This is a genomic window from Cupriavidus sp. FW306-1B-F12B, from assembly GCF_058781795.1.
Map to the genome: position 1 here is coordinate 131,233 of NZ_JBYSXC010000003.1, position 13,631 is coordinate 144,863.

The window sequence follows — 13,631 nt, forward strand, 5'->3', positions numbered from 1 at the left end:
ATGCCAGTGCATACGTGCCATATACCATCTCAAACCGAGAAACGCGGGTAGGGCGAGAGGACTTTGACGGACCGAGTCGCACGTGTGAGCGCGACATACCAATCGAACCTAGTCCTACATCCCTCTGGCGTAATCACCACATGGTCGAACTCCAGTCCTTTGAGAAGCAACGTGCTTCCCACTGACCGGTTTCTCACAACTCTGCCGCGCTGCCGCTTCAATGTGCCAATTTGCCAAGCTGCATCTTCCATATCCAACCCAGGCTCCTCGACCACCATGCGAAGAGTTGCGCGTATAGAGAACAGCAATTCGGGACGAATCACGCTCACTCCGGGCTCCCTCTCAAGGCTTTCGAGAGCCTCCACGACATCCGAATACCTTGGGCTTTGTGCGACAGCGCAAAGCGCTAGCTCGGCTGGGGTAGGGGGTACCTTTTGTTTCCCGGGGCGCTCGATAAGACTTTCTACCCGCCTTTTCTTCTCGGACGCTTTAACGCCGGCAAAGGCCGTCGATGCAAGGTTAAGCACGACCGCAACGCGGTCCGAACCGTTTGACGCCGCCAATGCGGCATAAAATTCGCGTTCGCACTTGCCGGATACGGGTTCCACGGTCGTTCCGCCGATAGACTTGGCAAGTTCCGCTCGGCGAATTGCGCTTACGCTCGAGTCGAGGATTGCAAGCGTCTCGCTAGGTTTCTGCTGAGCTACCGTACAAAGCCTCCCCAGCTCCAAAGGTAACATCTTGCCATCACAAGGCGTCCACTTGAGACAAGCTGGTGCATCGGACAAGTCGATACTGCCTGCCGCGACTCGGTCTCTCGTCGCCAAAAGCCAGTCCCCGAGCTCATTGTTACCGGCCCGGTGCCATCTATGAGGCGTACCGAACTTTCCTACAAGAGCAAACGTCTGCAGGCTTGTGGCATGCCAATCGACCATCTTGTCCGACTTGCCAAAGCGGAATATCGCCTGAAGTGGGTCGCCCAATATGTAGCAGCGCATCAACTTGGACAGAGCAGCTATCAGCATGTGCTGGGAGGCCGTGCAATCTTGGTACTCATCGACGAATGCACCGTCGTAGGATGCAGCGAATGCGCTGTCGACCGCACCACTTTCGATGAGACATGACGCAGCCGTATGCACGCTCTCCCAGTTCGAACTCTTTGGCGACCAGGCCAACGAAAGTTTGGAACTGAGAGGGAATGCGCGAGCCCAGCGGTACGCCCACGCTGAAATAGTTTCGACCTGCACACGGTGCTCTGCGACTCCGTACTTCTTCAGCCGGCGGCGGATTGCTTCAACTCCGGCGACCGTATGGGTGAGTACCAGCCAGCGTCCCGGCATGCTGCTCACAGCCAGCGCAATCTGCTCAGTCTTTCCCGTTCCCGCTGGCGCCTCAATGGCACCGGTGCGCTGCTGGAGCAACTGTATCATGGACTCTTCAAGCATCTTGAGTCATCCACTTGCTCAAAGAGTTGATATGTTTGGCAAGTGTTCCATCATCGGCAGGTGAAGCAGCTGCGAGGACGCGCTCGCCAATCGCACGACACAAATCGTAGTCCCGCTTAATCCATTTCCCGTGGCTCGCCTTGGTGCCAACTGGTACGCAGTATGCGTCATCTGCGAGAAACGCCTTCGCATGCTCTAGTGAATGCACGGGGTGGCTTACCGCCGCGGAGAACTCGCCAAGAAGACGTTGCAATTCCATCTGTTCCGCCACCAGCTCGAGTAGCTGCTGCCTGAACAGGACAGGAAGCCCACTGAACAGCTCTACCTCAGTGCAATTTTGCTGCCCCCAGCGGAAGTGAGATACACCGGCACCTTTTAGAGCATCCGGTATCTTCGGGTCCATGGCTTTGTCACTGTCGGTTAGAAGGGCGGTGCGATAACCCATCCGCGCGAAGTGCATGGCTACGCCGAAGCAAGATGGGTCACCACCTCCGTCCACGAAGACCACTCCGCGGCTTTGGAAGTCCACACTGCGTGTGGATGAGAATCCCTTCAGTAACGCAACCTCGGTCTGGCCTTCACAAACCAGAACAGATGTCGCCAGAAGAGCTTCGCCTTTGTCTCTAACATAGCGCTTAGAATCGAGCGGCGAGGTAACGGCTTCGTTGGCTGCCAGGATGTTCAGCACCCCGCTCTTGTCCCTGCGACATACGTGGACCTCATCGAACTTGGCTTCGCGCAACACCACCGGAGAGTGGGTGGTGACGAACGCCTGCCCGGTCGTCGCAGTCCTCGCCCTCAGGTGGTTGATAAGCAGGGAGACTCGGTGAGGTTCCAAGCCGAACTCAAGTTCATCTACGAGAAGAAACCGACGCTCTGCGGCTTGTGCGCTTTGAAGTGCCGCAACGGCCAGACGTGTCGTTCCCGTACCTGCGCAGCGCAATGGAACATCACCGTCATGGAGTGACACTCCGCTTGCATTAAGCGACAAGCTTGCACGGTCCAAATTTGCGACCAGGCCAGTCCGCAAGCGAACACCCAATCCTTCCATGTCTGGCTGAATCGCCTTTATGACATCATCGAAGACCGCAGCTGAGTCCTTGGCAAAGGTTGCCCGGGTGCTCCTCATGAGCTCATTCAGGGTGGCCGGCAGTTGTTCCGGATGTGCGCTCACCTTCTGCAGAGATGACCCTCGCCCCCAAGAAAGGTGCCGGTCAGCATAGGTTCCAAGTCTCGCGGGAGCGAAATACTTTCTGTCTTGAAATGATAAAGCTGTGCTGGCATCAACGATGCCGGCGCGCTCTACGTGCACCGACCACCGAGGCTCAAGAGTTGAATCCACGTCGAGTCTCAGCGTCAATGCTGCTTGGACCCCTTGTGCCTCCGAGGGCTCCGGCGCAAAGCCATTTGCTCCCCATCCGGAGAGCGCAAGGCCATACTTGTCATCACGCTTAAGCTCTACGGGAAGGTCCGTGAACGTCGCAGCAACAAATATGGGGTCCTTTGTCAAGCCCCCAAAGAAATCAGTGTCGTCGAACGTGATGTTGTGTCGCTCCGAGAGAAGCAGTTCAATGGCATCGAGAACGCTCGTCTTTCCTCCGTCACCGGGACCAATGAGACAGTTCAACCCTGGGCTGGGGTACCAAGTCAGAGCTTTGATTCCTCTGAAGTTCTTTATCCATATTGCTTTGATACGCACCTTCAAGGTCTCCTAAAGGTCTGACGCATACTAGGCTCGCTCTTCTCCGTAGCATCTTGGCCAATCCTCGGGGATGAGCTTCTCGCCATCCCGCCAGCGATGGCGGACATGCTTCTGGAACTCCGGGTCGTCAAAGTCCGCGTGGTCGGTGACAATCACCTGATACTGGCGTCCCGCAGCACTACTCGACTGCGCCATCAGTTCATACATGCGTCTAACCGTGGCCCTATCGATGTCCTTCTTTTTTGTTCCATTTCCCGAGTCGGCAGGAAAGTGCGCTTGAGAGGGCTGGTCAATCATCAAGAAATTCGGGACCGGTCGATTCTTCTGCGCGAACCACTCATGTAGCGCAAGGTGGATAACAAGATGATAGCCCACCCAATTCTCTCCACTTCCCATGCGTTTCAGCGGAACCGGCCCGTCCAACGTGTCCGCCACGACAGTCAGATTCCGCACATCGAATCGCACCGGTGAGTCGGAAAACTCAAGACTCAAAGTTTCAGCATGTGCAGACAGCGCGGGATTGATTCGCCCAAGAATCGACTCGAGCCGCTCTGCCATCAACTGGTGGCTCAAGGCTCCCTCGAGCTCTTTGCAGATTCCTGCGAGACGCTCTCTCTCGAGGTTTAGCCCGCTGGTGTCCGTCTCCTCAGGCAAGCTCTCCAAATAGAGCGAAATCCGCCCAATGACCAACGCGTGTCGCGCTGCATCGTCATGAAACCGCTGCAGGCGCCTGTCCGTCTCTCGGATTGCATTCAATTGCAACCGCACCATTTCCAGTTTTTCTCGGAGCGTAGTCACTTCGCTCTCATACGCCTCTATTGCAGCCTGAATGCGCGGAGTGGCAGTTCGTACTGCTGTCGAATGGTCGAGAAGTTCGCTATGGAACAACTGCAGGTGGGCGACCGAATCAATCTCTTGTTCCTGAAGAGCTTGGTTGCATAGTGGACACGCATGCGCAGAGCGCTCCGAAGAGAACAAGTCGACCAGACCCAGGCGGCGAGTCTGTTCTTGCACCTCTTGCTCGAACTCCAGTCCGTGATTCTCAAAAGAACGCGCCGTATCTATCGCATGCCGCTTACTGCGAATCTCGTCCTGCAAGCGAGCGCGTTCCGATGATAGTCGCGCAAACTCGTCCTCATCAGCTTGTGAGGGAGGATTTCGTCCGATTGGGGACTCGGCGACGCGTTTGAGCTCGGCAACAGCAGCTTGCCAGGACTCTGCTTGTGTCATCTCTGTGAGACCGACCAAACGCGCCTCGGTCAACAGTGCAGTCGCACGCTTGTTGCCTTTTCCACGAATATCTTCCAGCTCCTTCAGAGTTCGGTCGATGGCCCGAAGCTTGTCGCGATACTGTTTGAGTTCGAACCTCTTGGCCATCTGGTCTTCGTCAACGGCCCCGAGAAGATATGGCAAAGAGTCCTTGAGCGCTTGCGAGACATAGTTATCTGCAGCCCCGTGAAAGAGGTACCCCTTCTGGTCTATCTCATTCTGCGTCTGGAGGCAGAACGCTAGCGCATGTCGAATATTGGTGGAGAGTGCACGCCGCGTTTGCCCTGGCGGCGGAACGTGGAGCGTCTCCCGGATGCCAACCCAAGATGTGAGTTGAGCTATGAGACCCTCAAGGTTTGTTGTCTTGCGCAACTGCTTCGCCAAAGGAAGTCGTAGTTCCTCTGCGCCTATCTGCAAGAAGATGTCTTCCGTGGACTTGGCTGGCGGCATCGGTGCCCGCCTAGCAATGAAAGCTCGCCCCGCGTCGCCCAAGTGGAGAAGAACCCCATACCACGCGACCTTCGAGCGAACTACCCCATCCGGCACCGCGCATTCGTCCGCGCCAAAGCAATAGTCCAGAATCTCAATTAGAGTTGACTTGCCGGTCTTGGAGTCGCCAGATACTACGTTCAAACCACGCTGAAATGGTACAGCACGACGCCGGCCGTCACAGCTGTAAACGGAAATTGCAATAACCTGCATCATGCCCGCATCCCGATAAGCGCCAAGATTGTTGTCGTGTTTCCAGCCAGGGTGAGCCATCGCCCCATAAAACGGGCGGCTCGAAGGCACTGCCCAATGTCGGAATTGGCCTCGTCGAACTCAGGCGTTTGAATCTTCATTGAACCTGCCGTACGTACGCTGCCTGCGTCGAGCCTTAGTGCGCCATGCGTCGCCCCAAACAGCAGGCCATTTTTCGTGATGTCTTTCGTGACCGTCGCTACGGCAGCGAACTGCGAACGTATGAGGGGATTCTCTGCTAGCCACGTTGCGAAGGATGTTGCGATAGATTTTGGCAGCTCGCGACGAATCGGTTCATGTAAGACCGCTGGAAGAACCAAGAAGGACGCAGCGAAGCTCAATGGCTCAACATCCCGCGACTTGGACTCTCGTTCTGCACCGAAACACGCCTCACGCAGAAGGACAGCACAAAAAGCCGGATTGAATAGCGCCCGATATTCGACCGATGCTTTCGTGTCACTCATCTCGGCTCTCCTCGCCATTATCAGGGGTGCCATCCTCTAACAACGCCTCGTAATTGGGATGCCAGCCCACGCGTCGTTGGTCCGACATCTCATGAAGGGTGCCCCGCGCCATCCAAGGCGCTTTCACACCTGTATTGAGGCTGCATTCGGCAACGCTTTCCACCCAAGCCAAGATTTCGGCGCCAGCAGCTACGCTGTTGTCCACACTCGGGTCGGTTTCTAAGGCTTCCTGGGCACGGGCGAATCGTATCTCCCACTCATCGAACAGCTCTCCCCGAAAGCGTTCGTCGTCGACAGCAAGCAGCATGTCGCCCCGGAGCCATTTTGACCTTTGAGCGTATGCGCGAGTGTAGTCAGTGATGGCTCGATTTAGTCGTGTCTGATTCTTCGTTACAAGCATCACTTGCTTTGCGAATACGTGGCCGGCATATGCCGCGAGAGCAGCTTGGCAAAGTTTTTTCTGGAGTATTTCGTTGTCTACTAGGAGCACATCCGCGCGGCACTGCTCTCGTATGTCGTCCAGCCTGAGTTCAATTGCTTGCGATGCCAATGTTGATACCCCCCCGGGCGACGACAGCTGCCTCACCATCTGGGCGAACCACCACCCCTCTAGCGCTTCTAGCGCGCTAGTAATGCGCTTCCTTGGGACCGCAAAGCGGAGCTCTGCATGAAGCTCTTGCTCGACGTCCGTCACATGGGGTGCACCGTCCATAATAACCACACAGGCTAGGAAGGCGAGCTTCTCCCGCTCCGGCAATGCAAGAAATAGCGCGTAGCCTTTCTCGTTCTCTTGCGATGAAGATGACCGTGCAGTGGCATCCAGTAGCACGAGAGCTTCGTTCTCGTTGCGATGTGGGCCTTCGCCAAGCAAGTAGGCTGCGGTTCCTTTGTCGCAAATACCGGTGGAAACCAGGACGAGCCGAGTCGTTGCGTCAATTTGCTCAGCGCCTAACGCGGTCAGCCATACGCGAAATGTTTTCCAGATGTCAGGACTAGCATCTGTTAGCGTAGCGACGCGCTTTACTCTATGCTTTGCTTGTAGAAGGTCCGTCGGGCGTCCGTCTGACTCGAAAACCACGTCATCCAGCGTCTCAAGACCGACATTGAATTCATCCGTCAATCGTAGCCTTCTAAGGGCCCACAGGAGCGCCAGTCGGACTTGATAGAGATACCCCAGCGCGGAGTCCCTAGCACTGAATTGTTCTGCACCTTTTGTCTCTGACATGTTTGCATTCTCGGAGTCCGGTTCCATCTCCATTACCGCACTTTGGTGGGGTATATACCCGCCACTCGCGGTGAAAGTGCTCAGCAATAGAGTCTACCGTCTATATCTACCGATTTATGTCGCTCCCTTTGGCGGGTAGCCGATACTATCACTCGGACTTTACACACGCTGTGCGTGTGTCCCTCCACAGACCATTAGATACCATTGGCGCTTGAAATGACTGAATGGAGAGAAGCGATTGCTTCTTGCGGCGACGAGCCGCTCGCGGCTGCGCTCATCGCAAGCATCGAAGACCTTTTCGCCAACGACATCCACTCGCTTACGGTCGACGCGTCGGAGCGGCACGTTGCGGCGTTGCTTGCCGAGCATCTTGGTCGCCGTGCCCCTGTAGCGCCAGATGGACGCCCTTGGCAGGTTCATGTTGAGTACAACCGGAACGGGGTGGCGGTGAAGACCATAGAGGGAATCCAGGTGGTGGTTCCCGACATCATCATGCATCGGGCCGGAACCACAAAAAACTACTTGGCAGTCGAGCTGAAGAAAGGGGATAGCGACGTGCCTGATGAAGGCGACGTCCGGAAGTTGCGCGCGTACAAAAGGCCAGATGAGCTGGGTTACACCCACACATTATTCCTACGCCTTGGCATTGGAGAACGGGCCGGAACGGTTACGTGTGTCGCGTGGTGCTGAACGAGTGCACAAATATCGCCCAGCGAATCAGCTCGACGCTTCCTCCGCTTGAATGGCGTTGACCTGCGCGATGTATCGAAGGATGCCGTCTCGTTGCCGCAGAGATGTCGTGGTCTCGAGTACGGCCATGAACGCGTTCATGCGCACCTCGGAAATCGTCAAAGAATGCTTTGCAAGAACCACGTTGAACGCGGTAACCGTACTGGCAGGGCCTTCCGTCTTCTTTGCGTTAAGCACGAAGTTCGAGCGTCCCGCGACAGCTTTCAGGTCCTCTGCGACGACTGTTGCGGCCTTCACATCCGGACAAGAAATCAGGATGTCGTCAACGTAAACGGTTACAACAAACTCGGGGCGTTTCGAAAGGGCGTGAATCCGGCGGCCAAGCGCAGTGTCGTGAAGGACCAGCGAAGCCAAGATTTGCGACTGAACAAAGCCAAACGGGAGAATGGTTTTCTTCGGGTCCGATGGGTGGCGAACTACGGACTTCGTTGCCCATTCTCGAGCAGTCAGGTAACCGACTCTACCCTTTAACGCCCGCGATATGCGGTTTGCCGAAATGCTGCCGAAGAAGTCCTCGATGTCGAGGTGCAGGAACACGTCGCTGGCAATGTGCTCCTTCAGCGCCGCGACATGCCCGCCAGGACGCAGATGAAAGTAGTACTCCGGCGCAGTCCAGATTTGCTCGATGGCAGCTTTAAGCTCGCGGCCTTCGTTGACGACTTCGTTTGTCGGGACAAATACCCACCTGCCCGGCTTGATTTCAAAGCGCGTAGACCATCTGGCAGGCATAGGTGCATCGGTAGTTAGAGGCCATGCTCACCAGAAGCACAATCAGGCGGACGACTTCCGTCGCCAGCTTGAGGCCCTGATGAACCAGGCGATATTTACGATTATTCATAAACATCTCCTTCTCTCAGTCCCCGGCTTTCCTAGCGCAAGGCGCATGGCGTCAACCAAACATATCGATATGCAACTTATAGATACCGATATTCCACTTCGAGGTCACTATGTGACAGAGAGAACAATAAGCACAGTGCGACATCGAGTGCCTATTGCCGGGGAGTGACTAACGTATCACCCAGAATGCCGGATTGTCAACGTGAAAGTCCCAGGCGATGGGAGAGAAGTCGGCATCCAGATTGCCGTCGAGGAATTCCATACCCCCGCTAGTCGACCGCTCGGCCGAACCAGCAAGCGCAATCCACAGCAGGTGTCGCGGGGCCCATCATTCGACGCGAACCCGGAGGCTAACGTGGCACTGAAGGAGTTGAAGTTAGTGGCCACTTGCGAGTGGCGGCAAGTATCCGGGCATTTACTGCCCTCCAGCTCGGAGCCAGCGCGTCGGTTTCTATGTGCTCATAGAAATTCGCAAACAGTCACGTTTCAGTGGGTGCCAAGGCGTCTGACTTCCGTTCGAGTTCCACCACATTCCCGTCGGCTCGTGCCGGCAGCTCATTTCCGTCCTCACCAGTTTCACCCTCAAGAGCCAGTCGAGCCTCATACGCGAGTTGCTGTCGGAACCACTTATCGCGCAGGACGGGGTCGGCCTGCAATTGGCGTTCAATTGCTTGCGTTTCCCGGAATTCAGCCGCGGCCGCGGACATCGTCCATGACACATTGAGTCCCAGCTCACTTACGGTTTGGCGCAGGTCCGCGATACCGACGCGGAAGAACTCCTTGCGAGGGTTAATCTTGTTGACCTGCGCTTCAACGAACTTGCGATGCAGGAGCGTTTCCAGCGCCGGCGCGTTGTCGGACCAAATCATCGCGTGCACGTCAAAGGGGAAAGGCACGCTCGCATCTCCAAGTTCGCGTACTCGGTCGTGCGGGTCGAGCCGTCGGGTCAGGCCGACCTTGTAGACATGCTCACCGAAAGAACCAATGTTAGAAATGACGTACACATGGCCGGCCTTCGTTTGCTGGGCCATCGACAAGGCACGCTGGTTCTTCTCTTCGGCGAGCTTCAGCTTATCTTCTAGCTCGGCCAGTTGCTGCTCAAACTGGGCTTTCTGTTCTTCCGAAGCACGGGCGATTTGCTGTTGAGCCTTCTCCATGGCCTTACGCAGCATGGCTTCTTCCTTCTCGGCGTCTCGCATTGCACGCTCATACTCTCGTCGCGCACGCTCCTCCTCACGCATCTGTTCACGAATGCGTCGTTGCTCTTCCTTCTCATTTTCGCGCAGCTCAATCGTGCGTGACGCCCAGACCAGCTCATCGATTCTGGCGTCGATGTACTCCTTCAGGATTCGTGCGTTCCTGAACGCCGTGCCGTTGTGGTTCACGAGCGCAGCGGCATCCTTGATTTCCTGCTGCAGGGTGCCAACGTTGTCGACCTTTACCCGAGACAGAATTGAGTCCACCTTCCCATTGAAAGCATCCACGACAAAGCGGATTGCGGTGACCCGTCGATTGTTCTCGACATATTCGCAGGTTGCGGCACGTCCTTGGGCGACCATGACCTTGGAATACTCCCGCACCACCTTGAGTTGCTTGCCGGCTTCGGCAAACGAATAGGCTTCGGCCAGTTCATCCAGCACGCTGTGGGCAGGAATCATGTATCTGTCGCCGTACCCCTCAATGACGTTCCGCATGGCCAAACTGATTGCCTCGAGCTTGTCAGCGTCTTCCAGAGCTCGCATGGCATCGCCTGCAATCTCCTTGGCGCGCTGTTGGGCATCCTCGATAACTTTAGCAGCCTGAGTGCTGGCACGGCTAAGCATTTGTTCAGATGCGGTGCGCTTCGCCCTCGCATCCGCAGTGGCATCCGCCGCAAGTTTCGAAGCTTCGGCCTTTGCTCCTACCACAATTTCCGATGCCTCTTTCTGCGCCTTGCTCACAGTGTCGGAGGCTTCTGCAATCAACCGCTGGGCTTCGAGGGAAACGTCTCGAACATGCTTGAACTGGGCGAGAGAATCGCGGTCCTGCTCGGCGGCCATGGCTCGCTCTGTGAGCACGCGAATTGATGCGGCGTTCGTGGCGTCCAGCTGCTCCTTCGCTTCACGCAAATCGCTGAGGCGAATCTCCAGGTCATAGAGAGCCTTCTTTGCGCTCGCCAGCTCTCGACCCACCTTCCTGGCCCGCCAGACCAGAAAGGTGCCAGCAATCACTAGCAAAAAGACAAACAGTTCCATCATTGCCCCTCAAATATCGCACGCCGCTTAGAGCCACATGTTGGCGCAGCTGGCGCTTACCCATAGTGTGAACATCAACCGTCCTCAATATGCTGAATTTCTTGGCTCGCAAAGCCCACCGTGGTGGGGTATCGAGTCGCGAGCAACGGGGCAATGCACGAACTACCACCAGACCGCATACCTCATCCGGGTGATATGACGGCTATGTTGTCTGCTTTTTGCACACAACCTGGAAATACATGAGGTCTGGCATCAAGCCCCGGCGGTATTATGGAGTTCTGGCGTCGCCGCATATTATGGCGACATCTCGGGTGCTGTGATGGGGGAAGCGGAGGCCTACCCATGGAAGCGCGCAAGAGAGATTTTTTGAAGATGACCGAACAAGTAAAACTAACTAAAGAACTGGTATCGCTCGTCCACTATGTCGAACTGAATGAAAGTGGATGGGTTCAAAAGACTCTCCTCAAGATTATTCTCGCTGTTTTGCGTGCAAGAAAGGTAGGCGCAGTAACAAAGCAGGAGCTTCGGGAAGAAGTCAAGAACGCGACAACTCATGACTTCGGCGGGGCGGCTATCGAGAAAGCAATTTCTCAGCTACTGTCGGACAAAAAACTGCTCGAGAGTCCTAAAAAGCATTATCAGCTCCGCCAGGAGGCTATTCGCGAAATTGACGAGGCCATGGCTAGTACGTCCGCGGAAGAGACGGCTGCGCGTGTACGCTTTGAAGGCCTGATTAAGGAGGCAGCTCCTGAAGTCGAAGCTACCGCGCTCTGGTCCAGATTCGAGAACGACTACCTGTACCCGTTGATTTCCAAGTCCGGCGCCAACACGCTCAACCTCATCTCGGGCGGTGCGACCGAAATCCCGACGGAAGGACTGGGCCCGGTTATGGAAACTGTGCCTGCCGAGGTTCGCGAGCAGGTAACCCACGCGGTTATCAAGTTTCTTGACCCGAACAATCAACAGACGCGGCAGTTCATCCTCAAGCGGGTTGCGGCAACGTTTTTCGTGGGCGCCGTAAGCCTCGATAACTCGACCATCGACGCGCTCGACAGAAAGCGCACTCGCAAGAGTTCCATCAAGCTCTTCCTGGACACGAACACACTGTTCTCGGTGCTTTCTCTGCATGAGAACGATGAAGACGACAGCGTTCAAAGCCTGATGGCGCTGAATCGGAATCCGAACTCTCCAATTCAGCTTAAGCTCTTCGTCTTTCCTGAAACCATCGACGAAGCGACACGCGTACTTCATGCAGCCATGAACCATCTTGGCGCCAACCCGATGCCTTCGAACGTGGCGCGGGTGGGGATGACCTCGAACCTCTCCGGCGTGTATGGGCGCTACTTCCAGGCGGCAGCAAAGTCGACGATTGGCTTAAGCCCCCGGGAGTACTTCGAACCGTACATCTCGGGCTTGGCGGGAATCCTGAAGGGCCGGAATATCGAGATTATTGACCGTTCGCTTCTTGTTTCCACGCTCGACCCGGAATTCCTCGAAGACGTGCAAACGATGGAGGAGCACGAAGCGAAAAAGCCGGAAGAGCGCAGGAAGAACCACGAAGCCATCAAGCACGACGTCTATATCTGGCACTGTGTTGAGCGGGCCCGCCCGGCCGGCCTGGCCTCGCCATTGGATGCTTCAGACTGGTTCGTGACTCTGGACAAGAGGTTGATGGGGTTCGACGCCTTCAAGCGTGGTGGCAGAAGGAACTACGTTCCCGTGTGTATTGACCCGAGTAGCTTTATCCAGTATGCGCAATTCTGGACGCCCCGGTCAGCGGATTTCGAAAAGGCGCTTTTCGGCAGTTTGCGGCTGCCGCTTCTGTTCCGGGACTTCGACACCGACACGGAAGACGTCACCGTCGCTATTCTGCGGAGGATGGCGACCTTCGAGGAAGTTCATACGTTTTCGTCTGCAGAGCTGCAAACCATCCTACTGGACAATGCTGTGCGTTCGCGCTTCAGGCGCGCCCACTCGTCAGAGGAAGAGGTCCAAATCATTCGCGACGAGCTCCTCGCTGTTCACGAGGGCACCGTGCAGCGAGTGAAGCAGCTCGAAGCGGAAGCTCACCACAAGGATGCCCTTGTGGGTAAGCAAGCGCAGGAGGCCGAGTCCCTTCGTGCACAGAGGGACACGTTTGAGGCTCAACAGAAGAAGACTTCGGAAGAGCGAGATTTGGCGCAGGGTCGCGCCAAGGAAGCGGATGAGAAAGTCGCAGCACTCGAAAGGCAGCTTGCAGCAGCAGCCGCAGAGAAGTCGGAGACCGACAAAGAATTGGTGGCCTTCCAGATGAAGGAAAGGAAGGCAGTAGAGCGGCAGCAGATGACTCGGTCCGCACTGCGATTCGTGTTGCTTGTTGGGGTGCTACCCGGCCTGCTCGCGGCACTCGCCGTCGGCGGCCTGCTGATGTATCTGCTCCGTGTGCAGCACCCGGTCTTGCCTGCGGCGGTAATCGGGTGCCTGGTGGGCTTTGGATTGATTTGGCACTTCGGGAAAACACACGCAGCTCTTGCTCCATTTCCCCGGCTTCGGAAATGCATCACCGTTCTCGGCGTTGTTAGCTTCGGCGCATTGTTCTTTGCGAAGGAGACTGGCTCGGCGCTCTATCAGAATTATGTACAGAGCAACCAGGAGAAGCTACCGGGTGCAATCACTTCCGCTCTAGGAGGCGAGAAGAAGGATTCGGTCGCCAAGGAGTGAGCAATCTCGCGGGCCATCCGGCGGATTCGCCCGTGCATACCCCCACTGTTCCGGCGTCCCTTTCAACGGGCTGCTGGGACACTTGATGCGTGCGTCGCAGGCCCAGCGCGCAATCCCCATGGGGCGCTCAGCCCAGCCCCTTGCAGGGCTATCCGAGTGGAAAGCGGCCAAGAGCACCGTGTCGGCATCTATGTGCTTGGGCAGGGCACGCCCTGAGTTCGGCGTCGGCTGCACGCTATTGCGGCCGGGCCGCGAAGAGCGAGT

At 56.3% G+C, this 13,631-nt stretch carries 10 protein-coding genes; 2 read left to right on the plus strand and 8 right to left on the minus strand.

Going from position 1 to position 13,631, the window contains the following annotated elements; translation table 11 throughout:
• Positions 1 to 29: 29 nt before the first annotated feature.
• From AC3WLE_RS06900 to AC3WLE_RS06920, 5 genes are read right to left on the minus strand one after another with little or no spacing between them, the layout of a single operon-like run.
• Complete coding sequence (locus tag AC3WLE_RS06900) at positions 30 to 1,445, minus strand: UvrD-helicase domain-containing protein (protein WP_492355896.1); 1,416 nt, start codon at positions 1,443 to 1,445, stop codon at positions 30 to 32.
• Complete coding sequence (locus AC3WLE_RS06905; RefSeq protein ID WP_492355961.1) at positions 1,438 to 3,144, minus strand: ATP-dependent nuclease; 1,707 nt, start codon at positions 3,142 to 3,144, stop codon at positions 1,438 to 1,440. The genes AC3WLE_RS06900 and AC3WLE_RS06905 overlap by 8 nt, the downstream gene beginning before the upstream one ends.
• 30 nt (positions 3,145 to 3,174) lie before the next feature.
• The gene (locus AC3WLE_RS06910) at positions 3,175 to 5,121 is read right to left on the minus strand and encodes a DUF3732 domain-containing protein (protein WP_492355895.1); all 1,947 of its coding nucleotides are present in this window, start codon (positions 5,119 to 5,121) and stop codon (positions 3,175 to 3,177) included.
• A complete protein-coding gene (locus AC3WLE_RS06915) occupies positions 5,118 to 5,621 on the minus strand; it encodes a three component ABC system middle component (RefSeq protein WP_492355894.1) in 504 nt (167 codons plus the stop codon). The genes AC3WLE_RS06910 and AC3WLE_RS06915 overlap by 4 nt, the downstream gene beginning before the upstream one ends.
• Positions 5,614 to 6,873: an ABC-three component system protein gene (locus AC3WLE_RS06920; RefSeq protein ID WP_492355893.1), complete on the minus strand. Its 1,260-nt coding sequence runs from the start codon at positions 6,871 to 6,873 to the stop codon at positions 5,614 to 5,616. Before AC3WLE_RS06920 ends, AC3WLE_RS06915 begins: the two co-directional genes overlap by 8 nt.
• A 189-nt stretch (positions 6,874 to 7,062) precedes the next feature.
• Here AC3WLE_RS06920 and AC3WLE_RS06925 point away from each other — a divergent pair, with 189 nt between their 5' ends.
• Positions 7,063 to 7,536: a hypothetical protein gene (locus tag AC3WLE_RS06925; protein WP_492355892.1), complete on the plus strand. Its 474-nt coding sequence runs from the start codon at positions 7,063 to 7,065 to the stop codon at positions 7,534 to 7,536.
• A gap of 27 nt (positions 7,537 to 7,563) precedes the next feature.
• On the opposite strand, the gene AC3WLE_RS06930 is transcribed toward AC3WLE_RS06925, so the two are convergent.
• From AC3WLE_RS06930 to AC3WLE_RS06940, 3 genes are all read right to left on the minus strand, one after another.
• Positions 7,564 to 8,325 carry a reverse transcriptase domain-containing protein gene (locus AC3WLE_RS06930; RefSeq protein WP_492355891.1) on the minus strand — a complete coding sequence of 254 codons (762 nt, stop codon included), beginning with the start codon at positions 8,323 to 8,325 and terminating at the stop codon, positions 7,564 to 7,566.
• Positions 8,297 to 8,434 carry a hypothetical protein gene (locus AC3WLE_RS06935; protein WP_198036050.1) on the minus strand — a complete coding sequence of 46 codons (138 nt, stop codon included), beginning with the start codon at positions 8,432 to 8,434 and terminating at the stop codon, positions 8,297 to 8,299. Before AC3WLE_RS06935 ends, AC3WLE_RS06930 begins: the two co-directional genes overlap by 29 nt.
• 478 nt (positions 8,435 to 8,912) lie before the next feature.
• Positions 8,913 to 10,670 (minus strand): SNIPE associated domain-containing protein, encoded by a 1,758-nt coding sequence (locus tag AC3WLE_RS06940; protein WP_492355890.1) that lies wholly within the window; start codon positions 10,668 to 10,670, stop codon positions 8,913 to 8,915.
• 339 nt (positions 10,671 to 11,009) lie between these two features.
• Here AC3WLE_RS06940 and AC3WLE_RS06945 point away from each other — a divergent pair, with 339 nt between their 5' ends.
• Positions 11,010 to 13,367: a hypothetical protein gene (locus tag AC3WLE_RS06945; protein ID WP_492355889.1), complete on the plus strand. Its 2,358-nt coding sequence runs from the start codon at positions 11,010 to 11,012 to the stop codon at positions 13,365 to 13,367.
• The last annotated feature ends 264 nt before the right edge of the window (positions 13,368 to 13,631 follow it).

What these genes read in the sequence shown, in the direction of transcription:
- AC3WLE_RS06920 (WP_492355893.1), bottom strand. Translation starts at nt 6,873, where the DNA reads ATGGAACCGGACTCCGAGAATGCAAACATGTCAGAGACAAAAGGTGCA.
- AC3WLE_RS06930 (WP_492355891.1), bottom strand. Translation starts at nt 8,325, where the DNA reads ATGCCTGCCAGATGGTCTACGCGCTTTGAAATCAAGCCGGGCAGGTGG.
- AC3WLE_RS06915 (WP_492355894.1), bottom strand. Translation starts at nt 5,621, where the DNA reads ATGAGTGACACGAAAGCATCGGTCGAATATCGGGCGCTATTCAATCCG.
- AC3WLE_RS06910 (WP_492355895.1), bottom strand. Translation starts at nt 5,121, where the DNA reads ATGATGCAGGTTATTGCAATTTCCGTTTACAGCTGTGACGGCCGGCGT.
- AC3WLE_RS06940 (WP_492355890.1), bottom strand. Translation starts at nt 10,670, where the DNA reads ATGATGGAACTGTTTGTCTTTTTGCTAGTGATTGCTGGCACCTTTCTG.
- AC3WLE_RS06925 (WP_492355892.1), top strand. Translation starts at nt 7,063, where the DNA reads ATGACTGAATGGAGAGAAGCGATTGCTTCTTGCGGCGACGAGCCGCTC.
- AC3WLE_RS06900 (WP_492355896.1), bottom strand. Translation starts at nt 1,445, where the DNA reads ATGCTTGAAGAGTCCATGATACAGTTGCTCCAGCAGCGCACCGGTGCC.
- AC3WLE_RS06935 (WP_198036050.1), bottom strand. Translation starts at nt 8,434, where the DNA reads ATGAATAATCGTAAATATCGCCTGGTTCATCAGGGCCTCAAGCTGGCG.
- AC3WLE_RS06945 (WP_492355889.1), top strand. Translation starts at nt 11,010, where the DNA reads ATGGAAGCGCGCAAGAGAGATTTTTTGAAGATGACCGAACAAGTAAAA.